28 protein-coding genes, 2 tRNA genes and 1 pseudogene are annotated in these 24,702 nt (G+C 58.9%); 25 read left to right on the forward strand and 6 right to left on the reverse strand.

Annotation, left to right across the window (positions count from 1 at the left end; genetic code table 11):
* Nucleotides 1–126: 126 nt before the first annotated feature.
* The 3 genes from BP737_RS11815 (at nt 127) to BP737_RS11825 (ending at nt 3,061) form a co-directional block, all read left to right on the forward strand.
* A complete protein-coding gene (locus BP737_RS11815; protein ID WP_292409427.1) occupies nt 127–681 on the forward strand; it encodes a threonyl-tRNA synthetase editing domain-containing protein in 555 nt (184 codons plus the stop codon).
* Nucleotides 678–1,808 (forward strand): tRNA uracil 4-sulfurtransferase ThiI, encoded by a 1,131-nt coding sequence (thiI, locus tag BP737_RS11820; RefSeq protein ID WP_292409426.1) that lies wholly within the window; start codon nt 678–680, stop codon nt 1,806–1,808. Before BP737_RS11815 ends, thiI begins: the two co-directional genes overlap by 4 nt.
* Before the next feature lie 371 nt (nt 1,809–2,179).
* Nucleotides 2,180–3,061, forward strand: coding sequence for a PH domain-containing protein (locus BP737_RS11825; protein ID WP_292409424.1), 882 nt, complete (start codon nt 2,180–2,182; stop codon nt 3,059–3,061).
* Nucleotides 3,062–3,329: 268 nt separating this feature from the next.
* Here BP737_RS11825 and BP737_RS11830 read toward each other — a convergent pair whose 3' ends face one another.
* The 5 genes from BP737_RS11830 to BP737_RS11850 form a co-directional block, all read right to left on the reverse strand.
* Nucleotides 3,330–3,530: a winged helix-turn-helix domain-containing protein gene (locus BP737_RS11830; protein ID WP_292409422.1), complete on the reverse strand. Its 201-nt coding sequence runs from the start codon at nt 3,528–3,530 to the stop codon at nt 3,330–3,332.
* A 455-nt stretch (nt 3,531–3,985) separates the two neighbouring features.
* Nucleotides 3,986–4,636 carry an NADPH-dependent F420 reductase gene (gene npdG / locus BP737_RS11835; protein ID WP_292409420.1) on the reverse strand — a complete coding sequence of 217 codons (651 nt, stop codon included), beginning with the start codon at nt 4,634–4,636 and terminating at the stop codon, nt 3,986–3,988.
* Nucleotides 4,633–4,926, reverse strand: a complete 294-nt coding sequence (locus BP737_RS11840; RefSeq protein ID WP_292409417.1) for a thioredoxin family protein — start codon at nt 4,924–4,926, stop codon at nt 4,633–4,635. The genes npdG and BP737_RS11840 overlap by 4 nt, the downstream gene beginning before the upstream one ends.
* A 60-nt stretch (nt 4,927–4,986) precedes the next feature.
* A complete protein-coding gene (locus tag BP737_RS11845) occupies nt 4,987–6,447 on the reverse strand; it encodes a preprotein translocase subunit SecD (protein WP_342686209.1) in 1,461 nt (486 codons plus the stop codon).
* Nucleotides 6,448–7,302: a protein translocase subunit SecF gene (locus BP737_RS11850; protein ID WP_292409414.1), complete on the reverse strand. Its 855-nt coding sequence runs from the start codon at nt 7,300–7,302 to the stop codon at nt 6,448–6,450.
* A 380-nt stretch (nt 7,303–7,682) separates the two neighbouring features.
* On the opposite strand from BP737_RS11850, the gene BP737_RS11855 reads away from it, so the two are divergent.
* The 21 genes from BP737_RS11855 to BP737_RS11955 all read left to right on the forward strand — a co-directional run bounded on the left by BP737_RS11855 (nt 7,683) and on the right by BP737_RS11955 (nt 23,976).
* Nucleotides 7,683–7,997: a DUF2551 domain-containing protein gene (locus tag BP737_RS11855; RefSeq protein ID WP_292409412.1), complete on the forward strand. Its 315-nt coding sequence runs from the start codon at nt 7,683–7,685 to the stop codon at nt 7,995–7,997.
* Nucleotides 7,998–8,144: 147 nt separating this feature from the next.
* On the forward strand, nt 8,145–8,333 hold the full coding sequence (locus BP737_RS11860; protein ID WP_342686210.1) for a hypothetical protein: 189 nt from the start codon (nt 8,145–8,147) through the stop codon (nt 8,331–8,333).
* Nucleotides 8,323–8,730 (forward strand): archease, encoded by a 408-nt coding sequence (locus BP737_RS11865; protein WP_292409408.1) that lies wholly within the window; start codon nt 8,323–8,325, stop codon nt 8,728–8,730. Before BP737_RS11860 ends, BP737_RS11865 begins: the two co-directional genes overlap by 11 nt.
* 8 nt (nt 8,731–8,738) lie before the next feature.
* Nucleotides 8,739–10,175, forward strand: coding sequence for an RtcB family protein (locus BP737_RS11870; protein WP_292409406.1), 1,437 nt, complete (start codon nt 8,739–8,741; stop codon nt 10,173–10,175).
* Nucleotides 10,172–10,750: a hypothetical protein gene (locus BP737_RS11875; RefSeq protein WP_292409404.1), complete on the forward strand. Its 579-nt coding sequence runs from the start codon at nt 10,172–10,174 to the stop codon at nt 10,748–10,750. Before BP737_RS11870 ends, BP737_RS11875 begins: the two co-directional genes overlap by 4 nt.
* 10 nt (nt 10,751–10,760) lie before the next feature.
* Complete coding sequence (locus BP737_RS11880; protein WP_292409402.1) at nt 10,761–11,204, forward strand: DUF2111 domain-containing protein; 444 nt, start codon at nt 10,761–10,763, stop codon at nt 11,202–11,204.
* A 5-nt stretch (nt 11,205–11,209) separates the two neighbouring features.
* Complete coding sequence (locus tag BP737_RS11885; RefSeq protein WP_292409400.1) at nt 11,210–12,190, forward strand: biotin--[acetyl-CoA-carboxylase] ligase; 981 nt, start codon at nt 11,210–11,212, stop codon at nt 12,188–12,190.
* Between the two features lie 82 nt (nt 12,191–12,272).
* Entirely contained in the window at nt 12,273–12,773 is a 501-nt protein-coding gene (locus BP737_RS11890) for a biotin transporter BioY (RefSeq protein WP_394339228.1), read from the forward strand.
* On the forward strand, nt 12,770–13,441 hold the full coding sequence (locus BP737_RS11895; protein ID WP_292409396.1) for an ATP-binding cassette domain-containing protein: 672 nt from the start codon (nt 12,770–12,772) through the stop codon (nt 13,439–13,441). Before BP737_RS11890 ends, BP737_RS11895 begins: the two co-directional genes overlap by 4 nt.
* Nucleotides 13,438–14,136, forward strand: a complete 699-nt coding sequence (locus tag BP737_RS11900) for an ATP-binding cassette domain-containing protein (RefSeq protein WP_292409394.1) — start codon at nt 13,438–13,440, stop codon at nt 14,134–14,136. Before BP737_RS11895 ends, BP737_RS11900 begins: the two co-directional genes overlap by 4 nt.
* Entirely contained in the window at nt 14,118–14,780 is a 663-nt protein-coding gene (locus BP737_RS11905) for a hypothetical protein (protein WP_292409392.1), read from the forward strand. Before BP737_RS11900 ends, BP737_RS11905 begins: the two co-directional genes overlap by 19 nt.
* A 43-nt stretch (nt 14,781–14,823) precedes the next feature.
* A complete protein-coding gene (gene oadA, locus BP737_RS11910; RefSeq protein WP_292409390.1) occupies nt 14,824–16,581 on the forward strand; it encodes a sodium-extruding oxaloacetate decarboxylase subunit alpha in 1,758 nt (585 codons plus the stop codon).
* Between the two features lie 32 nt (nt 16,582–16,613).
* The gene (locus tag BP737_RS11915) at nt 16,614–18,089 is read left to right on the forward strand and encodes an acetyl-CoA carboxylase biotin carboxylase subunit (RefSeq protein ID WP_292409388.1); all 1,476 of its coding nucleotides are present in this window, start codon (nt 16,614–16,616) and stop codon (nt 18,087–18,089) included.
* 73 nt (nt 18,090–18,162) lie between these two features.
* A tRNA-Met gene (locus BP737_RS11920) sits at nt 18,163–18,272 on the forward strand.
* 63 nt (nt 18,273–18,335) lie between these two features.
* Nucleotides 18,336–19,565 (forward strand): site-specific integrase, encoded by a 1,230-nt coding sequence (locus BP737_RS11925; RefSeq protein ID WP_292409386.1) that lies wholly within the window; start codon nt 18,336–18,338, stop codon nt 19,563–19,565.
* A gap of 104 nt (nt 19,566–19,669) precedes the next feature.
* Nucleotides 19,670–20,428 carry a type IV toxin-antitoxin system AbiEi family antitoxin domain-containing protein gene (locus tag BP737_RS11930; RefSeq protein ID WP_292409385.1) on the forward strand — a complete coding sequence of 253 codons (759 nt, stop codon included), beginning with the start codon at nt 19,670–19,672 and terminating at the stop codon, nt 20,426–20,428.
* Nucleotides 20,425–21,249 (forward strand): nucleotidyl transferase AbiEii/AbiGii toxin family protein, encoded by an 825-nt coding sequence (locus tag BP737_RS11935; RefSeq protein WP_292409382.1) that lies wholly within the window; start codon nt 20,425–20,427, stop codon nt 21,247–21,249. The genes BP737_RS11930 and BP737_RS11935 overlap by 4 nt, the downstream gene beginning before the upstream one ends.
* Nucleotide 21,250: 1 nt before the next feature.
* Nucleotides 21,251–21,469 carry a type II toxin-antitoxin system HicB family antitoxin gene (locus tag BP737_RS11940; protein WP_292409380.1) on the forward strand — a complete coding sequence of 73 codons (219 nt, stop codon included), beginning with the start codon at nt 21,251–21,253 and terminating at the stop codon, nt 21,467–21,469.
* Between the two features lie 384 nt (nt 21,470–21,853).
* The gene (locus BP737_RS11945) at nt 21,854–22,666 is read left to right on the forward strand and encodes a ZIP family metal transporter (RefSeq protein ID WP_292409378.1); all 813 of its coding nucleotides are present in this window, start codon (nt 21,854–21,856) and stop codon (nt 22,664–22,666) included.
* Between the two features lie 220 nt (nt 22,667–22,886).
* On the forward strand, nt 22,887–23,360 hold the full coding sequence (locus BP737_RS11950; RefSeq protein WP_292409376.1) for a hypothetical protein: 474 nt from the start codon (nt 22,887–22,889) through the stop codon (nt 23,358–23,360).
* 531 nt (nt 23,361–23,891) lie between these two features.
* A tRNA-Leu gene (locus tag BP737_RS11955) sits at nt 23,892–23,976 on the forward strand.
* A 90-nt stretch (nt 23,977–24,066) separates the two neighbouring features.
* On the opposite strand, the gene BP737_RS11960 is transcribed toward BP737_RS11955, so the two are convergent.
* Nucleotides 24,067–24,258, reverse strand: coding sequence for a hypothetical protein (locus BP737_RS11960; protein ID WP_342686212.1), 192 nt, complete (start codon nt 24,256–24,258; stop codon nt 24,067–24,069).
* Nucleotides 24,259–24,452: 194 nt separating this feature from the next.
* Between BP737_RS11960 and BP737_RS11965 the strand changes: the two are divergent.
* Nucleotides 24,453–24,702: pseudogene (locus BP737_RS11965) on the forward strand (hypothetical protein); the annotation flags it as partial.

The following is a 24,702-nucleotide window of genomic DNA, read 5'->3' on the forward strand; positions in this document are numbered from 1 at the left end:
ACCAGGCACTGGAAGGAGTATAGCCATGATCTGTCGATCCGGCTCCGTTGCAGTCATCTGCCGGGCCGGCCCGGGGAGCAGGGATCACCTCCCCTGTTTTCCGGACTATCCTGAGAGGCAGAACATATGAGGATTCTTTCCATCCATGTCGATACCGTATGGTACCGCACTACACGAAAGACAAAGGTGGCGGAAGATATCGGGCCGAAAGAGGACCGGGTGGATGAATGTGTGGTTCTTTTCAGTTGCGTCGAGAAGCTTGATGAACAGAACCCCTCGCACGTTGTTGCAAGCGCCGTAAAGAACATAATTGCCCGGCTCCGGAAACTGAAGGTAAACCGGGTTTTGATCTATCCGTATGCCCATCTCACGAGCACCCTTGGGTCTCCGGAATGCGCGCTTGCCATCTTAAAGAGTCTTGAGAAGGAACTCTGTTCGGCAGCCGTCGATGTAAAGCGGGCGCCGTTCGGCTGGAACAAGGAGTTCGAGATCCACAGCAAAGGCCACCCGCTTGCCGAACTCTCCATGACGATCTGCCCCTACGAAAAGACCGAATGCAACTTCAGGTGTCCTTACTGCAAAAATCCGGTTAACGAGACCGATCTGGAGAAATTGGTTTCGGCAACGAATGCAGCATCGAACAGCAAGAAGACGTTTGCAGGATTTGAGGTCAGCCGATGACCGCATTATGGCTTGTCCGTTACTCGGAAATATTCTTGAAGTCGGACCCCGTCCGCAGGCAGTGGGAGTATCTGCTTGCTTCAAACATCCAGAATGTACTGCCGAACTGCCGGGTAAAGAGCGAGAGAGGTCGTCTCTGGCTTTCAGGAGACGTGGACCCCACCCATCTGGAGAAGGTCTTTGGGATCGTCTCATTCTCGGCAGTTGACAAAATTCCTCTTGAAGAACTCAATGCCGGACTCCTGGAGTTCTGCAAGAGACACGGGTTAAAAGACGCGAAGACGTTTGCAATCCGGATGAAGCGGGTAGGGAAGCATGACTTTACATCGAGCGAAAAGGCGGCGGAACTCGGCGACCTGGTCCGGAACGCATTTCCCCACCTGAAGGTAAACCTCACCGCCCCGGATAAGGAGGTCTTCGTCGAGATCAGGGATGAGGACTGCTACCTGTACGACACGGTCACGAGCGGTCCCGGCGGGCTGCCGCTCGGCAGCGGGGGAACCCTCGTTGCCCTTGTATCGGGGGGTATCGACTCTCCGGTCGCGGCCTATATGATGATGAAGCGCGGTTGCCGCATCATCCCGCTCTACGTGGCGCTCGATGAGTTCCTTGACCAGAGCAACCTTGCACGGACGGAACAGGTCGTCGAATCGCTCCGCCCCTATCAACCGGATATCCGGCTGCAGGTTGTCCGCGATTCCTATCTCGCGTCCGCAAAGAAAGAACTGGTCCGGTCCAAGCTTGAGAAGTACACCTGCCTCCTCTGCAAGAGGAGGATGTACAGGATCGCGGAGTCGTTTGCGCGGAGCGTCGGGGCAAAGGGCATCGTCACCGGGGAGTCCATCGGCCAGGTGGCGTCCCAGACGCTCGATAACCTCATGGTCCTCACTGATGTGGCGACGATCCCCGTGTATCGGCCGCTCATCGGGTTTGATAAGGCTGAGACAATACGCCTCGCAAAGGAGATCGGGACGTACATCCCGTCGACCGTTCGCGCCTCCGGCTGCGGTGCGGTGCCGAAAAAGCCGTCGACGAGAGCACACCTCGAAAAGATCCGGGAGATTGAAGAACGGCTCGTCGCTTCGTCGATACCGATACCGGAGATAACAGAGGACTCCTCGCCGTAACTCTCTTCCGGAGCACCGGACTCCTCTTCTCGTGATTGCGGGCGTAAAGGCATCCTTCCCTGGTGTCTTCCGCGATCACTCTTCTTTCTCTTCCGGAAACTTCTCCTGCCCTCGCGGACGACCGCAGTCTGGGGTATCGTGTCGTTGCTCTGATCTTTGCGAAGAGAAGCGGAACCGCCTGTTGCCGTCTCAAAGCCCGGCCATCGCCCGTGCAGGCAGAGATCGTTTGGAGACCTCCTGATGGACACCAGCGAGGAGCGGGTCACCGGCAGAAGGTATTTTGGCGAGGAGAAAGGAATGATCAGGTGAGGAGACGGGGCTCTAAACCCCAATAAGAAATCCCGCGCGATTGCACCATGAGGAGTTCGTCCATGCGCAGAGAAGATAAGATACTCTATTCCCTCTGTCTGGCAGCTGGTGTAGCCTTACCGACGGCCCTCACAGTCGTAAACTACACGCTGTATGAGAGCAGGTCCCTCGCGATCATGCAGATCCTTTCGGTGATGATCTATATTCCGCTGGCGTTCTGGATCTCCATGGCGTTGACCGGTGACGGAAAGCACCTGACCGAAGGTGAGTGGGATAGATTCTCCGAGGAGAAGAGGGAGACCTTTAAGAAACTGGCGGTCCCGATGGGAAGATTGCTGACCGTAGTGTTGGTAATCGGAGTTGCCGCGCTGGAGATTCTTCTGTTCTTCCACCCGTCGTACTCCTGGGCAATCGTTCTTGTGACAGTGTTGCTTGCAGCCGCCGTATCCATGGTTGGAATCAAGCGCATGGTGGACAGGGCCAGGGGAAACGAAGGTTCCAGGTTCTCATTGCTCTCAAAGAAGGATAAAATGGCCCTGACGCAGATATCGTTAACATCGGTGCTCCTGCTTTCCGCGATGCTGCCGATAACCCTGTTCATATCTGGCGGCATCGGTGGTTCGTTCTCGGTCACGATGGATGAGGAGACAATCAGCATCGATGCGCCCTTGTGTGATTGGGACATAGCCTATTCGGATATAGCGACCTGCGATCTGAAGGACGGGACGTTCGACGTCAGCCGCGAATTCGGCTTGAGCAACTACAAAATAATTGCCGGACAGCTGTACAACGACGAGATAGGTAACTGCAACGGTGCGATTTATAAGGATACGAACGCGTGCGTGCTGATCGAGACGCAGAAGGGAGCGTATTACGTGTTCAACGATGCATCCTTCGAGGGTACCGCCGCGCTGTACGCTGAGATACTGACACACCTATCGTAAAGCCTTAAACTCCTGGCATGGACCATACCTTGCATCGCCGTTCTTTCTCTTCTTCCTACCTATTGACCTCCAGACAATTGTTCGGTGGTCGCAGAGGTGAGTGGTCTCCTCTAGATTTTTCCACGCGTTCATCAGAGCATATGGTGACTCGGCTGGTGTTTGAAGAAAGCGGAGGATTTCAACGGAGTTGAAAAAAAAAGATGAAAATCGGTCTACCTGGAGACTCTTTGGACGTGCACATGTATCGGGGGTCGCATGTGCGGCCGCATCATACAGCCACCACCTCCGGCTTTTGGGTGTTCAACCCATACAGGCTCTGCCGGGCGTCGATGAAGTAGTAGTGTTCGACGATGAACCCCTCATTCTTCAAACGACTTAAGGCGTATCTCACGGTCCGCGGCGGCAGAGAGGTCTCGCGTATGAGGTCCTTCTGCGTCAACTGACCCTGCGTCTCCAATACAATATACACGAGCTTTGCCGACGGCGGCAGGTGCCCGATCGTTGCGAGTTTGTTCTCATTTATGGCAAAAACGATCCCTCATAGTGTGGATCACCATATCTACATACGTGTTCACAATTGTTAATTCTTTCGTTTCATTCCCCCGGTGGTCCTATGAATATGCTATCCGAGTTCACAGAGACACCGGCGGGTGACGTTCGCAGTTATTCTGTCCTCTCCGGTCACGCATTCACGCATATTATGGTTGAACCCTCCCGGTCTGCTCTGTTGGTCGCAATCCAGAGGCGCTCCGGGGCACGGCTTTCCACCGGGGCATGTGCATCTCCTCCTGCCGAGGCCGATCCCGGGGACAAAACAGGGCCCATATTACGGCAAGGCAAGAAGCGCCGGAGAATCAGAAGACGGTATCTCTTTCCCCGGCAAAGGGGTCCCCTTCTCTGGGGACCCGGAAAAAAGCTTGATTCCTATACGAACCTTACACCGACGTCGTGCATCCCGTTGAAGCGGGCGATGTTGAGGAGGAGGGGTGTGACGCTCTCGACGATGGATGCGGCGCGAAGTGGGCCCGCATCATAGGCACGGAGGTTTGATACGTTATTGACAATCTCCATAACTTTCTGCTTGGCGCCGTCGTCGTCGCAACAGACGGCAACGGAGTAATCCAGTTCTTCGTCAAGCATCTGCCACCGGTGTGCCGCGATGTTGTTGAACGCAGCACAAACGGTTGCGCTTGCGGGAAGCATCCCCTTGATCATCATCGCCGCCGAGCCTTCCGGCGGAGGGGCGTAGGAGAAGTAAGTCGTGCGTTCGATCGGGTTGACGGGGCTGACGACGATCTTGTCCTCAAACCCGGTCAGGGTCTTCAGGGTCGGGACCACGTGCTTGAACGGTATCGCAAGAATGACAATATCCGCTTCATCGACCGCATACTGGTTGGTGACGCCAAGCAGGCTGCATGTCTGGTCCCGCTCCTGCAGGGAGGCCCTGCAGGCATCACAGGTTGCTATCGCTTTTGTCTCCTCACGCGAACCGACGATTACATCATACTTCGGAGAGAGCCGGAGTGCCATACCCTCCCCGATTTCACCTGTCCCCCCAACGATACCGATCTTCACTGTCTTTGCACCAGCGGTTTTAGGATGCTCTCAAGCTTCTCAAGATCCTGGACGCCTACCAGTTTCTGGACGAGAGCCCCGTCTTTCTCGATGACGAGCGTGGGGACGAACTGAATCTCGTATTTCGTGGCGTACTCTCGCATCTGTTCAGGATCGGCCTCGTCAACGTTGATCTTCCTGATCTCGACCTGGTCGCCCATTCTCTCTCTTAGTTCATCGATGATAGGCGACTGCTGGTGGCACGGGCCACACCACTCAGCGAAAAAGTCCATTAAAACCGGTTTTCCCATACTTATTACCCCATTCACACAAATGTGTGTGAACGGGGCAATAAAGGTTGTGTAAGGTTTTTATTTTGAGAGGATTGCCATGATTATCTTTCCATAGGCGGGCCTGGTGACCAGGATGCCGACCATGGCGCCGAGTATGGTGATGATGGCAAAGCCCCGAAGCGTGGAGAGGTCCATCAGCGCGAGGGGGAACATGGCGATGACGACCGTTGCCACGGACGCGGCGATGATCCCGAGCGCCCGCGCGTACCGCTTCATGTAGAGGCTCGGCGACGGGACCCGCCCTTCGTGGAGCACTTCATCGGTGATGATGACGAGCTGGTCGATGCCGGTGCCCACCACCGCTATCAAACCGGCGATGGAGGCAAGGTCCAGTTGCTGGATGAAGCGGGCGATACCGAGCAGGATGATGATCTCGGAGACGTTGACGGCCAGCATCGGGATCACGATCGTGGGCTCGCGGTAGCGGAGGTAGACCATGACCCCTACGGCGAGCAGCGCGAGGACCCCGGCAAGGAGAACCACCGTCTTGAACTGCTCGCCGAGCGCTGCCGGGACGGAGCCGGACCCGACGACCTCTACATCCACCGGCAGGGCGCCGGCGCGGAGGTGGATCTCGAGTTCCATCGCGTCCTCAAGCCCGGCGTCGCCGAGCCCGGTGCTCGCGGAGAGCGACCTGACCGGGCCCGACCGAAGTTCCGCTGCAAGCTTCTGATTGAGCGGGGCGCTGTAGACGGTCTCGTTGTCGAGGAGCATCACGAGGAAGTGGCTTTCCGGGTTGTTGACCGCTCCATGTTCGATGGCCGCCTTCTGGAACGCCTGGGCGCCCGCATCGGTAAGCGAGAACGCGACGCTCCAGTCCTGATTCCTGGGGTCTTTCTGCGGGACGCCGACGCTGGTGATCTGGTCGCCGTAGATGACGTGCTCGGTCGCGTTCCCGGTTGTCTGGATCCGGATCTCGAACATGCCCTGCTTGCCGACGATCTCCTGTGCCGTCGCCATATCCACGCCGGCGAGTTCTATCCGCACGTACTGCGGATACTCACTTCCTGTCGGCGTGAGCAGGTTGATCCGCGCGTCCTGCATCCCGAGGGCGTTCACCTTCTCGTTGAGGATCCGTTTCACGTCGTCCGCGGTGGGCTGCGATACGCCCTTCTGGTAGGCGACGATCGAGGCGTCCGATGCCGCAAAGATCGGTTCCAGTTCGGCGCGGGAGACGCCCTTTCGGATCTCGAGGTGGTCCGCGTCGATCTGGGTGACGTCCGTCTCAAGGTCTGTCTGCAGGTTATCTATCAGGTCTTCGACCGATCCGCTGGTAGAGTAGGTCACAACGACGGACTGAAACTCCATCTGCAGCCATGAACCGCCTTCAAGGTCGAGGCCGAACTGGAGGTTCCCCTCAAGTCCCTTCTCCGGGTTCGGGGGCGCGAGGTAGATGCCGACGAGGGAGCCTATGACCAGCACGAGCAGCAGGGCCACCCGCCAGTCCTTGATGAGATTCACGATAGTTTCGCTGTTCATTTACTTACCGCCCCGGAGGATGTATTCCTTGAGAATTCCGGCGTTCAGCATCCATGCATTCATCATGTCGATGAGGAGCCCGATGATGAGGACGCTTGCTATCTCGCTGATGATCTGGATCTGTCCTGCCGTGGTGACGACCCACATGGCGGCGATGGCCGCAAGAGTCGTGGTCGTCATGATGATCCCGGTCCTGAAGGCCCCGGAAAGTTTCTCGTCGAGTTTCCCCTTGCGCTTTAAGAGGCGCGTGGTTAAGAGGACGTTACTGTCTGCAGAGTAGCCGATCAACATCAGCAGGGCTGCCGTTGTCCCGAGGGAGAGGGGAATGCCGAAGACCTGCATGGCCGCGGCGGTGATGATGATATCCGAGACCGCCGAGAGGACGATGGCACCCGACGCCACCAGGTGCCGGTACACCAGGAAGATCACGATGGCCACCCCGATGAACGAGATGATCAGGGCGAGGATGGCTTGATTCTGGAGTGTCTTCCCGAAAGTTTCACCGATCTGGTCAATCTTTGCATCGGGATACTTCTCGTTGATGAGTGCGACAAGACCCCGGTGCTCTTCGTCGCTCATGGGACCGAACTGGAGGTATTTCCCGTTGCCGATCCCCTCACCCACCGATAGGAGCGGATACGCCGAGAAGGTCGCCTCTATCGTCTCCTTGTTGTCAGAGGTAAATACAGTGACCGCCGTTCCTCCTACAAAGTCGATGCCCAGTGCCAAGGGCATGCCGGTGGCGAGCGTGGTGTAGCCAAGCACACCCACGGCAAGGAAGAGAAGAACGAGGGGCAGCGTTACCATCTGCCGTGGAGAATATTTGTTAATAATGTCGTATCTGGGGACTTCCATACTGCAATACTGGTATGAATGTGATGTGTTAAAGGGTTGCTTATTGTATAAGCCGGGAATCGAGATCGGTCATGATAGAACCGCCGCCCCCCGGGACTACCCAGCCTGGAGAACTGACCGGAGCTTCCTCAGAAGTGGCCCTGCACATCCCATCCCGGGATGCGCGGACACCCTGCAGGGTGTCCGGGGGAGACCCCCTACGGGGGCGGATACTGCGATTAAAACCGAATATGGTCAATAATATCAACTTTTTCGATAAATCGTGGCGTTACATCCCTCTCTTGCCTATTTCGTCAGACAATTGTCGTCCTACCGTCAGAATACCCGATTAAATGAGTGAAAAGAAAAGATATATATAAAATACCGAATCACAAGCACATATGAGATCGCCCTATGAGCTCAAAAAGGAGGTAGAAACTCGACTCAAAGGTTATCTCGCAAGGGACCGGGATGGAATCCGGCATGAGCTGCTCACCCTCTTTGTAAAGGTGAAATCCCTGACCATACCCCGGATCTACGAGAAATTGCAGGAGCAGTTCACCATCAGTTATCACTCCATTGCATCCATGGTCGGCATCATCGCGTCTCGGATAGGTATCCTGCACGTGAGACGAAACGCGGAGGGAACGAACACCATCTATGAGTTGAAAGACCAGTATGTGGATGTAGTGACGAATATTCTCGGGACAACATAATACTCAGATACACCTCTTTTTTTACACGGAGAACCAATATAAGAGACCATCATGCAGAGTGATATCGGGGGGCCGGGTCCCTCACGGGGAATATCCGTCACGGACGATGTCCGATCGTATGTTCTTCAGAGAAAGCGCGATTTCAGGGTGAGCACGGCTTGTAGCGGCCCGATCCTCCTGCCGACATCGGTAAAACCACCGAAACCGACCGATCTGCAGGTCCCGGTCGGCGGCTATACCATCTACGTCTCGAAGTATCAGGCCCGCTACATCGACTCTATCCACAAGGGAATGATTCCTATCTTCTACGACGATCTTCCAGACCATGACCTTTGAAGAACTGGAGCATACCGCCGACGTCCTCATGCGGGTGCGGGGCGCAACCCTGGGCGAAGTCTTTGCCGATGCAGGCCGTGCCATGTTTCACGTGATGTACGGCCCCTGCGAAGACCGCGGCATCGAACGGCGGCTCTCTCTCGAGGCGGAGGACCTCGACTCGCTCCTGATCGACTACCTCTCGGAACTGCTCTTCATCACCGACGTCGAGGACCTCATCTTCTGCACCTTCAACGTCGATATCCAGGGCACCCGGCTCTCCGCCACGGCGCGAGGGGAGCCCTTCGACCCCGCGCGGCACTCCGGAGGGACGATCGTCAAGGGTGTATCTTACTCCGGGCTCGAAATCGTTAAAGAAGAAGAAGGTTATGTGGTGGACATCATCTTCGATATCTGAGGGATCTCATGCTTGAAGGAATCAACAGGATTGGGGACCTCGAATGGGAGGTCCCTATCGGATACGTCCCCGATATGCGGGTGCCGGGGCGTTTCTTCCTCTCCCGGGAGCTGATGGAGACGCTCGAGGAGGGAGCGGTCCGTCAACTCGCGAACGTCGCGACCCTGCCCGGGATTGTGAGGCACTCCCTTGCCATGCCCGACATCCACTGGGGATATGGGTTTCCCATCGGCGGTGTTGCCGCGTTTGATATGACCGAAGGGGTCATATCTCCCGGCGGGGTCGGGTTCGACATCAACTGCGGCGTCCGGCTGATCACGACGCCCCTGAAGGAAGCCGATCTCGCCAGCAAGAAACGGGAGCTGATTGAAAGGCTCTTTGATGCCGTGCCGACGGGTGTGGGTGGAAAGAGCGCCATGCGCGTCTCGAACAGGGAACTCTCCGAGATCATGGTCGGCGGCTCACGGTGGGCGGTTGAGCGTGGACTCGGCACCGGAGCCGACCTTGTCCGGTGTGAAGAAGAGGGTGCGATGCCGGGCGCGGAGCCGGATGCGGTCAGTGCCAAAGCGCGCCAGCGGGGCATGCCGCAGCTCGGGACGCTCGGCGCGGGAAACCACTTTCTGGAGGTTCAGGTGGTGCGGGAGGTCGTCGATCCCGAAGCTGCAGAGGTCTATGGGGTCGCCGAGGGGCAGGTCTGCTTCATGGTTCACTGCGGTTCGCGCGGCCTCGGCCACCAGGTCGCCACCGACCACTTACGGGTGCTCGAGGGCGCACTCGGCAAGCATCAGATACACCTCCCCGACCGGCAGCTCGCCTGCGCTCCGCTCGACTCCCCGGAAGGCCGCGCCTACTACGGCGGCATGGTCTGCGCTGCAAACTACGCCTGGGCAAACCGGCAGATCATCATGCACGAGGCACGGAAGGTATTTGCGCATCTGTTTGGGATCGACTACGACGAGATGCGGCTCATCTACGACGTCGCGCACAACGTCGCCAAGTTCGAGCGTCACGAGGTCGACGGTGCGTCGATGGAGGTCTGCGTCCACCGCAAAGGTGCAACGCGGGCGTTCGGTCCCGGGACTCCGGGCATCCCCCGCGAGTATGCTGCGGTCGGGCAGCCGGTCCTCATCCCCGGGAGCATGGGGACGTCTTCTTACCTCCTCCGCGGCACGGCGACCGCGATGCAGAAGACCTTCGGGAGCACCTGTCACGGCTCGGGGAGAGTGCTCAGCCGGTCGAAGGCAAAGAAAGAGGTTCGCGGGAAAGAACTCCGGGAACTCCTCGCGAGGGCCGGTGTCCTGGTGCGTGCTCACAGCGACTCGGCCCTCGCAGAGGAAGCGCCCGAAGTCTATAAACCGAGCAAGGAGGTGGTGCGCGTCGTGCACGATGCGGGCCTCTCGGGTATCGTCGCCCGGCTGGAGCCGCTCGGGGTGATCAAGGGGTGACCTGCAGAACCGGGCTGATCTGGGACAGCCCCCTTACGTTCTCGCGGCTCATCGAGGATTGCGGCGCCTGCTGCGAGGCGATCAGCCCCCACATGCTTGCTTCCCCGTTCTGGCGCGGGCGGTTCGTCCTGCTCATCGTGCCGACGGGGTTCGCAAACCCGGCCTATTCAAACCTCCTTCCGGCGCTCCGCGCTGCAAGCGGCCGCCTCCGGCATTTCGTCGAGAACGGCGGCCGGCTGCTGGTCTTCGGTGCGGGGTGCCGTCGGGAAGACGCCTACGATTGGCTCCCTTTCCCGCTAACGTATGCGTTCGTCTATGGGCCCCGCGCCGTCCGGTTCACCGGCGAGAGCAGGTACAATTCCCTCTTCTCCGGTTACGACCTTGCCGCCGTCGAGTGCGACGGCTCGTTCCCGGCTCACGGCGGCGAGACGCTTGCTGCCTCTCCTGAAGGCGAGGCGCTTCTCGTCGGGAAGGCGGTCGGTGACGGCATGATCCTGGTCTCCAGTATCCACGAGTATCCGTCGCGTGAATTCTTAAAGGACTTCTCCTGCGGAGAGAGGGAAACCTTATTCTAGATAAACCCTGATGGAAAGTAGGGATACGACCATGGAGCACTATGTTATCTCTGAATCTTCGAGAGCGCGCGATCTCGCTCCCGTCATGATCTGCATCCATGATCTGCTTGGCCGTCTGCCCGTCACGGCACGGTCCCGGGACTACCCGGGAATCAGGATCGAGGATGGGAAAATCGTCGACGAGGCCTACACTGGCCCCATCCTCGAGGAGGTCCTGGCGGAGAATGCTACCCGGCGGGTCAGACCCCCGGCGGGCCCTTACAAAGGCATCCCGGTGGCGGTGGCGCCGGTGAGGGACGGCGAGGGCAGGGCCATCGGCGCAATCGGGATCGTCGATGTGACCGGCATCTTTGATCTGGCGGGTTTCATGGAGCAGAGTGCAGAGATCCGGCGGCAGGTCTGCGGTCGGGACCCATGTCCGCTCCCGACGGAGTCGCCCGCAGCGAAAAGGTAATGCATATGAAAGATACGGCAATCAACGTACTGGAGATCCTTGAAAAGTCGCCCGGTCCGATATCGGGAGAACGGGTTGCAGAGCAACTGGGTATCACCCGATCGGCTGTCTGGAAACAGATCCGCGAACTCCGGAGGCTAGGATATAAAATATCGTCGTCGCGGGCGGAAGGCTACCGCCTCGAGGAGACAACCGACCGGCTCCTGCCCTATGAGGTCCATAAACGGCTCACCACCCGGTTCATTGGAAGGCAGATCCGCCACTTCGATAGCATCCCCTCCACGAGCGGGATCGGGAAGAAATTTGCCGACGAGACCGACCCCGAGCAGCTGCACGGCATGGTGATCATCGCCGAAGAGCAGACCGGCGGGGTTGGAAGGCTTGGACGCGCCTGGGTCTCGCCTGCCGGCGGCATATGGGTCACCATTCTCTTAAAGCCGATGGTTCCGCTTGATCGCCTCTTCATGATAACGATGGCCGGGTCGATTGCGATTGCCCGCGCCATCCGGAAGGAGTACGACATCAGCGCGCTTATCAAGTGGCCAAACGACATCTTCATCGGAGATCGGAAGGTGGCGGGCCTGCTCCTGGAACTTGCTGCAGAGGCGGATACCATCCACTACGCCCTGCTCGGGATCGGGATCGACGCGAACGTCTCCCTCGACGACCTCTCGCCGAACCTGAAGGATACGGTGACCACGCTCCGGAAGGAGGTCGGTCATGAGGTCGACCGTGTGGCCCTTCTTGCGCGGGTCCTGCGGGAGTTCGAACTGCGCTACCAGCAGCTCGAAGACGGCGAATATGACTCCCTCGTCCGCGAATGGAAGACCCTCTCGCTGACGCTCGATCATCGGGTAGCCATCAAGACTGTCAATAAGACATTTACGGGAGAGGCCATCGATATCGATGAGCATGGCGCCCTGCTCATCCGGAAGGACAACGGGAAGATAGAACGGGTCATCGCCGGCGACTGTTTCCAGATCTAGAACGCCCCGCTCCTGTCAACCAGAAACTGTAAGGTTGTTGACAGGATTTTTATTGTCAACCATCCAACGTAGGATGGTTTACATGCAACACCGTGCTCAGATTCTCGCCTACAGCGGCACGTTCATCGCGCTGATCGCCGCCGGGAGCTGGGTATCCATTCCGCTGCCCCCGGTCCCGCTCACGCTTCAGACCCTCTTTGTTCTGCTCTCGGGGATCGTCATGAAGCGGTATGCAGTGATTCCCCTCGGCCTCTACGTCCTCCTCGGTGCGGCTGGCCTCCCGGTCTTTCACAACGGCATGGCGGGCCTCGGGGTGCTTCTCGGTCCCACGGGTGGGTTCCTGCTCGGTTTTGTCCCCGCCGCTCTCGTCGCCGGGCTTGCCTACGAGCATTCATCGCCGAAGTTCCGGGTCGCGGGGCTGATTGCCGCGACCGGCGTAACCTACCTCTTCGGCGTCGCGTGGCTCGCTTATTCGGCATCGCTCACGCTCCCGGAGGCGGTTATGCTCGGGGTTGCCCCGTTCCTCGTCGGCGATGCCGTGAAGATTCTGGCCGCATACACCATAGGAAAGCGGGTGGCATGATCCGGATCGTCGGTCTGCAGCACCGGTTCCTCGAAGTCCCGGATCTCACGCTGGATGCGCGCCGCATCGCCGTGATCGGACCGAACGGGAGTGGAAAGACAACATTTCTCTCGGTCTGCTCCGGCATTGAGGAGCCGCGCACCGGGACGGTCCGGCTTCTCGGGAGGCCGCCGTCGTCCGTGAAGATCGGGTGGGTGGGGGAGTTCCCCGACCGAACGCTTCTCTTTTCCCGGGTATGCGACGAGATCGCATCAACTCCCCGATTCCGCCACCGTTCCTGCCGTGAAACTGATGAGAACGTCAGGGCAGCCGCTATGCGGGTCGGGATTCCCCACCTCCTCGCGAAGAAGGTCTCGGCTCTCTCGGGGGGCGAGAAGGCACTCGTTGCACTGGCCGCGGCCATCGTCGACGACCCTGAGGTGCTCATTCTGGACGAGGCCGACTCGCACCTGGATGCCGGGACGGCAGAACGTGTCCAGCGCGTCGTGCAGGAGAGCACGGCGACCCACGTGCTCTGGTGCACGCAGTCGATGGATACCGCGGCCGGTGCGGACTACGTCCTCTTCATGGAGGGGGGTGCGGTCAGGCGCCAGGGTACGCCCGAAGAGGTCTTTTCGACGCTTGAGGAGACGTGCTTCTACCCTTCGATGTGGAGGGTCCGCCGGTGAGGGTCGACCTTGACAGCCTCGTCTTCTCCCGTGGCCCGTTCACGATCCGGGGCAGCGGCACCTTCGAAGAAGGCAGGCACCTGGTCAACGGACCGGTGGGGAGCGGGAAATCGACGCTCGCCCTTCTGCTTGCCGGGCTGCTCCATCCCGGGAGCGACAGCGTTCGGAGGCACGGCGTCTCGTCGGTCCAGCTCCTGCTGCAGTTCCCCGAATACCACGTCACCCGCCCGACCGTTGCCGAAGAGGTCGGCTCCTGGGGGCTTGCGCCGGAGGAGGTGCTCGCGCGGGCGGACCTTGCCGGGCGCGCCGACGATGACCCGTTCCACCTCTCCCGCGGCGAGCTCAAGCGTCTGACCCTGATCTGCACGCTGATGCGGGCCCCCGACCTGCTGCTCCTGGACGAACCGTTCAGTTCTCTGGATTGCGCCGCGAAGCGGAAGGTCTGCAGGATGATCGAGGAGAGGGACGCGGGGATCACCGTCATCTTCTCGCACGAACGCGCGGTCCTCCCCCGGGTGGAGGCTCTCTGGGAGATGGAGGGCGGCGTCCTGACCTCTCTTGGCAGTGTTCCCGGGGCGCTCCCGCGGTGGCGGTACGCCCCGCCCTACCTCCGGTATGCTCTGAGCGAGGGTGCCCGCCCGGAGAACATCAGGCTGACCGATGCCCGGGAGGCGCTATGCAGGACCCGAGGTTGAGACTTTTTGTCACCGTATTCCTCTCTCTCGCCGCATTTGCAAGCACGGCGGGAGCCGTCGCCGCCCTCGTCTGGTGGCTTGTTGCGACGCCGCGCACCAGGACTTTTCCGCGGCCGGGGGTGCTTCTCTCTCTCATTGCAATGATCGCCGCCGCAGCGCTGGTCTCCGAATGGGGAGGCGGTCCGGGCCTCTCCTACCTGATCCGGATGGTCGCGGTCCTTCTGCTTGCCGTGTGGGCGTATGCGGAGATGAAGGAGGGGGAGGTTCTTTCTGTGGCGGTCTGGGCCCTCGGGGACCGGATTGGGTTCGAGATCGGGCTCATTGCCGAGATGGGGCTTACAGGGCTTGCGGTAATCCGGCAGGAGATCGATCAGATGCAGGTTGCCATGGCGTTGAAGGGGGTCCTTCCGGGCATTCGCTCGATCGTGCCGCTTGCCGTCACTCTCATCGTCACCCAGATCCGGCGAGCCGATGAGATGGCCCGGCTGCTCGTAGTACGGGGATACACGCTTGGAGGGCATGTCTGCCCCCGGTTCGAAACGACCCGACGGGATGTTCTGGTATCTCTTGCGGCCGTTCTGCTCGTTTTTTTATTCTACCTGCCTCTTCGCGACGTTTTTATATTATTAGGGCGAATTTTTTAGAGGCTTATTGATGTATTCTCAGCCCTTCGAGGTGCAAAATTCGATGTGTGCTGCCAAATCCGATACACTCTCTATCACCGATACCACGCTCAGGGACGCGCATCAGTCGCTCATCGCTACCCGGTTGCGGACCGAAGATATGCTCCCTCTTGCTCGTGTCATCGACGAAGTGGGGTTCTTCTCCGTCGAAGCCTGGGGTGGGGCGACCTTTGACAGCTGCATCAGGTTTCTCAACGACGATCCCTGGGAACGCCTCCGGATGCTGAAGGCGGAACTGACCCGCACTCCCATCCAGATGCTTTTGCGGGGTCAGAACCTCGTGGGCTACCGGCACTATCCCGACGATGTGGTCGAGAAGTTTGTCGAGGCGTCCGCACGAAACGGGGTCGACATCTTCCGGGTCTTTGATGCCCTGAACGATATCCGGAACATGAAGAAGGCGATGGAAGAGGTGCAGAACGTCGGGGCGCACCTGCAGGGTGCGATATCCTACACGACAAGTCCGGTTCATTCCGTCGCGACGTTCATCGATATGGCGCAGGAACTCTACGCGCTCGGCTGCGACTCGATCTGCATCAAGGACATGGCCGGCCTGATCATGCCGCACGATGCCCGGGAGCTGATTACGGGGATCAAGAGGACAGTGGACATCAGGGTCTGCCTCCATTCCCATTGCACGAGCGGCGTCGCGCCCCTGAGTTACCAGGCGGCGATCGATGCGGGCGTGGATATCCTTGATACGGCGATGTCGCCGTTCGCTCTCGGCACCTCTCAGCCCCCGACGGAGAGCGTTGTTGCAAGCGTTGCCGGAACGCCGCGGGGTACCGGCATCGACCTGGTACGGCTGCGCGAGGTGCGAAATGTCTGCCGGGGGTTGCGGGAGAAGTACGAGCCGCTCTTTTCTCCCATTGCCGACCGGGTCGACTCGGACGTGCTGATCTACCAGCTCCCGGGCGGCATGATCTCCAACCTCGTCTCCCAGTTGAAGGAGCAGGATGCGCTTGACCGCCTGGATGAGGTGCTCCACGAGATCCCCCGGGTCAGGAAGGACCTCGGCTATCCCCCGCTTGTGACGCCGACGAGCCAGATCGTGGGTACCCAGGCGGTGCTCAACGTCCTCATGGGCGCCGAGCGCTACCGGAACGTGACCACGGAGGTGAAAGAGTATGTCCGCGGCCAGTATGGCCGCCCCCCCGCCCCGATCCGTCCCGAAGTGCGGAAGTTGATCATCGGCGACGAAGAGCCGATCACGGTTCGCCCGGCGGACCTTCTCCCGCCCATCTACGATCAGATGCGGGCGGAAGCGGAGAAGCAGGGCCTCAGCACCCGGGTAGAGGATGTTCTCACCTACATCCTCTACCCGAACATCGCTCCGTCGTTCCTCCGGGGCGAACGCCGGGCTGAAGCAATCCCTGAGAAGACGGCGGCACCTGCGGGGTCGGTGAATGTTGCCGAGATCCCCCGTTCCATGGAGGTGGAGGTGGACGGCGAGATCTTCTCGGTCCGGATCGTCACCGTAGAGGGAGGTTCGGTCTCGGCTCCAAAGTCCGCTCCGGCGGTCCGGGAAAGGGCGCCCCGCGGCGATATCGCCGGCGGCGTGAAGAGCAACATGCAGGGGATGGTCCTGAAGGTGATGACCCAGCGGGGAAGCGCCGTTAAGAAGGGGGATACGCTCATCGTCCTTGAGGCAATGAAGATGGAGAACCCCATCCGCAGTCCGCGCGACGGCACGGTGGCGGAGATCTTCGTGGATGCCGGGGACGTCGTGCAGAACGGGGACGTGCTGATGGTCATTGAGTAGGGCCCGATTACCTGAACGAGAGAACTTGTGCGATGAAGTACTTTGATAAGATCCTGATCGCCAACCGCGGTGAGATTGCCATCCGCGTTATGCGCGCCTGTCGGGAACTGGGTATCGATACGGTTGCAATCTACTCCGAGCCGGACAAGAATGCGCTCCACGTCAAGTATGCCGACGAAGCGTTCTGTGTCGGGGAGGCGCACCCGTCGAAGAGTTATCTCAACAAGGAGCGGATCTGTGCTGTGGCGAGGAAGACCGGAGCCGAGGCGATCCATCCGGGGTATGGGTTCCTTGCCGAGAACGCCGGGTTTGCGAAATTGGTCGAGGATGAAGGACTGACGTTCATCGGGCCGTCCTGGAAGACGATCGAGGCGCTGGGCTCGAAGATCGGGTCGAAGCGGATGATGCGCGAGGCCGGCGTCCCGGTTCTTCCCGGCACGCCGGAGGGTGTCGAAAGCGTCGATGCGGCGAAGAAGGTCGCCGCTGAGATCGGCTATCCGGTTATCGTGAAGGCGAGCGCAGGCGGCGGCGGTATCGGCATGCATATCGCCGAGAACGAGGGAGAACTCGAGGAAGCAATCGAGAAGGGCAGGCGGATCGCCGAATCCGCTTTCGGAGACCCGACGATCTTCGTCGAAAAGTACCTTACGAAGCCGCGACATGTCGAGATCCAGATCGTTGCCGACGCAAAGGGGCACACCCTCCATCTCTACGACCGCGAGTGCTCTATTCAGCGCCGGCATCAAAAACTGCTCGAGGAGGCGCCCTGCCCGATCATGACGCCCGCTCTCCGGGAGCAGATGACGGCATCGGCCATCGCCGCCGCGAAGGCGGCGAATTATAAGAATGTCGGCACGGTGGAGTTCCTCTATGCGAACGGCAACTACTACTTCATGGAGGTGAACACCCGGCTGCAGGTGGAGCACACGGTGACGGAGTTCATTACCGGGATCGATATGGTGAAGCAGCAGATTGCCATCGCCGCCGGGGAGGATCTCGCGATGGACCAGGAGGACGTCAGCATCCGGGGGCATGCGATCGAGTGCCGGATCAACGCAGAGGACCCGCTGAACGATTTCGCTGCCGATCCGGGCAAGATCGTCCGGTACCGGTCCCCCGGAGGGCCGGGGATACGGGTCGACTCCGGGATCCATGTGGGCTATACCATCCCCCCGCACTACGACTCGATGATCTCCAAACTCTGCGCATGGGGGTCCGACCGTGAGGAGGCAATCCAGCGGATGCGGCGGGCCATCTACGAGTACGTCATTCTGGGCGTGAAGACGACGCTCCCCCTCCATTATGCGATCATGCATAACGCCCACTTCATCGCTGGCGATACGCATACGCACTTCCTGCAGGAAGAGCATATCGCAACAAGCCTGAACCGCTACCTCCATGAGGAAGAGGCGCGTATGCAGACACTTGCTGCATCGCTGCGGCAGGGAAAGCATGTGGCGGCGATCACTGCAGCGGTCAACGTGTATCTGCAGAAAAACATGAAGTAACTCGCCGTCCTATTTTTTCCGGGGAGCATAAGGTTTATTTGCCAATACGCCATTGTTATAATGCACTTTGTATGCTGCGGTGGCCTAGCTGGTTAGGGCGCCAGACTCATAGGGTTTTGAGAAGAACGGTGCGTCCAATCCTGGGACATCTGGAGATCGTGGGTTCGGATCCCACCCGCAGCATCCGTTATTCAGGTTCAGATCTGTCAGCAAACGCTTTTATACCTCTATTCTGACCTCCCTTGCATGGGAGCGTTCACAGCACCAATCCAAACTGACAGAGAGTTTCATCCTGTCGATAAAACCTACGCCACTACAGCCGTCCGGAAAGCAGTGGCCAAGGGCCTCCTCACCCGCGACGATGCCGATCTCATCACCGAGTTCGTGACGGAGCTCCAGGCGTCGCAAGGAATCACAACTGTCCGGGTAAACAAGATCACGTCGCACCTGATCAACTGGCGCCGCTACATCTGTTCCTACCGGGAAGCAACCATCGGCGATATCTTCTCCGCCATAGCCACGATCAAAGAAGCCAGGAACCAGCGTGACAGGCCGTTCAAGCAGAACACCCTGCACGACTACATCATGTTCCTCAAGCGGTTCTACCTCTGGATGATCGAGAACGACTACTCGGATCTCTCGAAAGTCAAGATCCAGAAGATCAAACCGCCGCGGATGGATCGATGTACCAAACTTCCCGACCAGATGCTCTCGCAGGAGGAGGTCGGAGCGCTCCTGCGGGCCTGCCAGTCCTCCCGCGACCGGGCGATCATCGCACTCCTCTACGAGTCCGGGTGCCGCATCGGCGAACTCGGCCGGTTGACCTGGCGTCGCGTGCAGTTCGACGCCTACGGGATAGTGATCTCCGTCGAGGATACCAAGTGCCATACTCAGCGTTACGTCCGGCTGGTCATGGCCACGCCATATCTCGCGGCCTGGAGGAACGACTACCCCTTCGAACCCGTCGGCGACGCCCTGGTCTTCATCACGTATCAGAGGCGGCCGCTCCAGCACGCCACCATCTACGGGCAGCTCCCCAAGATCGCCGGGCGGGCTGGCATCACCAAGAAGATTACTCCGCACATCTTCCGGCACTCACGGATCACGCACCTCATCAATCAGGGGATGAAAGAGTCGGTCATCAAGCTGATGATGTGGGGGAACCTCAACACCGATATGTTCGCCACTTACGCCCACCTCACCGGCCAAGACATCGATAAGGAAGTCCTCGGCCAGTACGGCATCCTCCCGCAGGAGGAAGCGGAGGCGCGATGCCTCGAACCGGTGCAGTGTCCCGGCTGCAAGACCATCAACGCCCCGCGTGCGAACTACTGCTCCACCTGCGGCAAGTCATTCACTGACGACGGGGAGGATGTGCAGGATGCAATGGGCAAGGATGTGCTGGAGAACCCGGAGCTCGTGCGGAAATTGCTCAACGAGCTGATCGAGGAGAAGAAGCGGAAGGGTGAGTTATGATGCTCACCCCCCGCCCCATGAGGGGGGCAATCACTATAAAGTACACCGAAATTAACAACTTTGATAAGGTTGGTGCACTCAATGAGGAACGTGGGAGACGACAAGTGACAATTGAGATCCTGAAGTCCATCGCCCGCCACGGACAGGTATTCACACTCGAGCAGCTGCACCGACAGACAGGGACCCCGAAAAGCGTGCTTTCGGTGATGCTCTCCCGGTGGGAAGATCGGGGCTTTGTCGAGCGAATCGAGAGGGGGAAATACCTGATCATCCCGCTCGCGAGCGAGAAGGGCAAGTACACGCTCCACGAATTTGTGATCGCCTCACATCTCGTCCGGCCATCCGCGATTGCATACTGGAGCGCTCTCCACTACCACGGCCTGACAGAGCAGATCCCGATGACGGTCTTTGTCCAGACAACGGCGCGGAAGAAGAACAACCAGCTCGAGGTGTTCGGCGTGGACTACCGGATCGTGCGGGTAAAGCCGGAGAAGTTCTTCGGCTTTGCGAAGGAATGGATCGAGGAGACACAGGTCACCGTCACCGACAGGGAGAAGACTCTAGTCGACTGCCTCGACAGACCCGAATACGCGGGAGGGATCGTCGAGGTTGCAAAGGCGCTGGAGAACGCATCGCTGGACCGCGAGACCCTGAGCCGGTACGCCCGGATGATCGGGAACAACGCTGTTGTCCGGAGGCTCGGTTATCTGAGCGAGCGTATGGGAATTCCACTGGATCTGCCGCTCCCGACATCCAGGAATTACCTCCTCCTCGATCCTACGATGCCGCGCCAGGGAGAGAACGATCCGAGGTGGCGGCTGGTCATCAACACTGAGATAACACGTCAGGGGGACTCCGAGTGATACCGATTGTGGAGATTAAAGAGACCGCCCGCGCCTTCGGGGTTCCGCCCTCGACTATCGAGCGGGACTATGCACAGAACTGGCTCCTCGCTCATCTGAGCGCCCTCCCCATGGCGCTGAAAGGTGGGACAGGAATCCGGAAAGTCTTCATCGAGAACTACCGCTTCTCGGACGATCTCGACTTCACCCTGCTGGAGCCGCACGAGAAGGAGGCGCTGCGGGAGGCGGTGAAGGACGCGGTATCCCATGCGCGAGAGGAGAGCGGCATCAGGTTCGAGGAGGATATCGACATTATCGAGACGACAACCGGATTCCGGGCGACGGCCTTGTTCAGGATCATCCCCATGAACGCATCCACCCCAACCAAAATCATCATCGACCTCACGACCATGAGTAATGAAAGTATTCTGCTCCCTGTTGAGAAGAGACGGATCTACCACCCGTACTCGGACAAACTCACTGCCGGGATAACCTGTTACTGCCTGGAGGAGATCATGGCCGAAAAGATCCGCTCTCTCTTCCAGCGGGTACGTCCGCGGGATATCTACGATATCCGGCACCTGGCCGACCGCGTGAACCCGGACGCCGTGAGGAGCATTCTCCGCCGGAAATGCGAATGCAAGGAGGTCATCCCGAGCAGTTCCGTGCTCGCGGGGAGGCGTGAACGATTCTCAGCATCATGGAACGCATCGCTCCGGCATCAGATGAAAGTTGTCCCGAACTTCGAGGAGGCATTTGAATGGGCGTTGGATTGTGTCGAACTGTATACTCAACGGTCCGGTGAGGTTCCGCAGGCTCGGGGTGACGATCGGAGTGATTGAAATGCCGCATAACTACGCAATTATGATCTTCTTCAGCGACGAGGACGAGGGGTTCATCGCCGTTGCCCCGGAGCTTCCGGGGTGCCCCGCGTTCGGCGAGACCGAAGAGGAGGCGCTCTCCGAAGTGAAGGTGGCTATCGACCTCTGGCTCGAGACCGCCCGGGAGCACCTGCGGGAGATCCTTGCAGGGAAGGACGTTGCCCGCGGGGAGATGGCGTGACCTCTTGTACATCGTTCATTCTCGTTGCCGTCTCATCTCAAGGACTATATACTCAACGGACGAACACCAAAAAGACAATCGGTCGGCCGGGGTCGGTCGCGATTAGATAGGGATGGAAAAGTGGCGGAGAAGACGGGAGTTGAACTCTCGATCCTCAACGGGAAGGTCGGGGAGGGGTCATGGTTCTCCGCATTTTCTGGGATGGACCCTCAGGGCCATTCCCTGTGGGGAGGAGAGATGTCGTTGTTTGTTTCAAAGTTTCTTCAATAGGGAATGGCACCTTTCCTTACTTTTTCAATGAACCGCTGTCGATTGCCCGGGTATTAAATCCCGGCTTGTCCAATAACCAAACCGCAGGTCCGTGCACCACATCGGAGTAACAGCATGCTCGATTATTTTGCCGGGTTGAATCCGGTTCTCCAGGCGCTTCTTGCCGGGCTTTTCACCTGGGGCTTGACCGCTCTCGGTGCTGCGGGCGTTTTTTTCTCGCGGGAGCCGGACCGTCGGAGACTTGACGGCATGCTCGGGTTTGCAGCCGGTGTTATGCTTTCTGCCAGTTTCTGGTCGCTCCTGTTGCCCGCAATCGAACTCTCCGGCTCGACCGGCCTTGCGGCCAGCATTCCGGCAGCGGTCGGGTTCCTCGCCGGCGGCGTGTTCCTGCGCGGTCTCGATGCTCTGCTCCCGCATATCCACCCGGGATACCCTCTGCCGGAGGCGGAAGGGCCGAGATCGTCTCTTCGCAGGACAACGCTTCTCGTGATCGCCATCACGATGCACAACATCCCGGAAGGGTTTGCGGTCGGGGTAGCGTTTGGCGCTGTCGCTGCCGGCCTCTCCCATGAGGCCCTGGGGGCGGCGATTGCTCTTACAATCGGCATCGGTCTGCAAAACTTCCCGGAAGGCTTTGCCGTATCGGCCCCGCTCGCCGGGGAAGGCTACTCCCGGACCCGGAGTTTCATGTATGGCCAACTTTCCGCGATTGTAGAGCCGATTGCTGCCGTTTTCGGGGCGGCTCTGGTATTCGTCGTCCAGCCGCTGCTCCCGTATGCCCTTGCCTTTGCTGCCGGTGCAATGATCTTCGTCGTCGGGGAAGAAGTGATCCCCGAATCGCAGAGGCATGGAAATACGGATCTCGCCACAATGAGCCTGCTTGTCGGTTTTGTAACGATGATGATACTGGATGTCACGTTCAGCTGATCTGTGCGCGGTGTTTGCACAAGATTTCATTCCAAACCCTCGGGGTCGTGGCGGTGTGATAGATCCGGCTGGGGGGTCTTGGAGGCCGGTTTTCTCTCCCTTATGCGACACGGGCAAGGTGTTTCCGGGTATTATGTGCTCGTCCGGGATGTCGGGAACAACCGTGTGGCGTTCTCTTGAGTTTTGGGCATGACGGTAAGCGGGTTGAACGATTACATTTATGGACGGCTCCGAATCTGTATATGGTATGGTAAAGGGTTCGATGGAGAGAATCGGTGCGACATTTCGAGAGATAAACCGCCATTTTGAGGAGAGTTACCGGGAAACATTTGAGATCCCGATGGACGCCCTGCACGAACGAAAAAGCGGGTCGATGCGGATCGCGAACTTCCAGTTCAACTGGGTATTCGGGGAGGCTGACGGTTATGAATACATGGAGTTCTATCGTTTCCATCATTTCGGAGACGAACATGCCAGAATATGGGAAGACGGCGCCATCGAACCCCTCGATACCCTTGAAACTATGTATGCCTATGATCCAAAGGTCCCCGGAGATAGGGAACGAAAGAAGGAGGAATCGGCGCGCAGGTATGAGAATCTGCTCAAGGAACTCTCGAAGATCGGGCTTCTGGAGGAGATGCCCTGTCGTGCTGTCATAAATTCCTATCTGGTCTTACGAAAGGATGGAGAGTAATACCAGCACTCGGCTCCCTCTCCGGAAAAGATACGGGCTGGCAGGAAACCTCACCTGGATGACCGACCGTCTGGCTCCATGTCTCCGTCTACCCCTACCTGCTCAGCATGAATTGGAGGTTGCCCCAGAGGCCGCCCCGCCATTCCTTATATCAGAGCAGATAGAGTGGCCTGACGTAAATGTGGGTGAGATGGACTCATCAGCGGTGATGGAACTTGCTTTCCTGATATGGCGTAGACACCGCAGACGGGACAGATAGTCCGTTGGACTGGCTCCGAAGAGCGGTTGGCCGGCCGCTGTGCCGTGTTCTGGCTCTTATCCCCGGAGTTTCCGGGGGACCGACACCGGTGTTCTCGCCGTGTTCCCCGGCACGGGTGCCCTTTCTCTTCTCCGACTGGTGCCAGCAGCCTCCTCTGCCGCATCCAGCACAAAGGTATTTCAGGTATGACAACAAATTAAGTGAGGTAAACGGGGCGCGGAAGCGCAACCGATGTATCTTCCGTATCGGTTCAAGCCTAGGGCATGTTCTGGGCGAGGGTTGCCAAGCCAGGTCAAAGGCGCAAGGTTGAGGGCCTTGTCTCGAAGGAGTTCGAGCGTTCAAATCGCTCCCCTCGCACTCATTTTCCCCGCATTTCTGCAGAGCCGCTGGCTTCGGATCTTCAAGGCCGAAAAAGAGACGGACACGCCGTGTTCGGTCCGGAAAAGTCTATGCCAGCGCCTCGTGACGCTGCCGGCATCGTGCCTGAAACTGTTCCCACTCGTCGGGGTGCTCCTCCGCCCACTCCAGGATCGCGTCAATGACCCGATCCCTTGATCGCGCATCTCCCCGGTAATTAACCAGAATGCAATCAACCACCGCTTCAACTTGATTTTCTGAATATTGACCTTTTTCTGCCATACCACATACCTCGTACTACGTTCCGAGCGCTCAGCACCGGGTGAAGGGCTGACCCTATATAGTCCTGATCCTCGACCGGTGACGGGCTGTCAAAGAGGTATTGCACTCCGCCTGGATCAAGCCGTACCGGGGGTACGGGGATCGCGGCCGCAGAGGTTTATCACGATCCTGGCAGAATGGATACAGGAACGATCATGAAACTCGGCGTGCTCTTCTCCGGCGGGAAAGATTCCCTCTACGCCTGCTGGAAGGCGATGCAAAAAGAGGAGGTTGTCTGCCTGATCACGGTCCACTCCAGGAACCCGGAAAGTTACATGTTCCACACCCCGAACGTCGGCCTCACCGCGCTCCAGGCCGACGCGGCGGGGCTCCCCCCCCCGGGGGGGGGGGCGGGAGGGGGTTTTTTTTTTTTTTTTTTTAATAAGGGGGGGGGGGGGGTTTTTT

The sequence above is a fragment of the Methanoculleus sp. UBA291 genome, from assembly GCF_002499755.1.
GTDB lineage: Archaea > Halobacteriota > Methanomicrobia > Methanomicrobiales > Methanoculleaceae > Methanoculleus > Methanoculleus palmolei.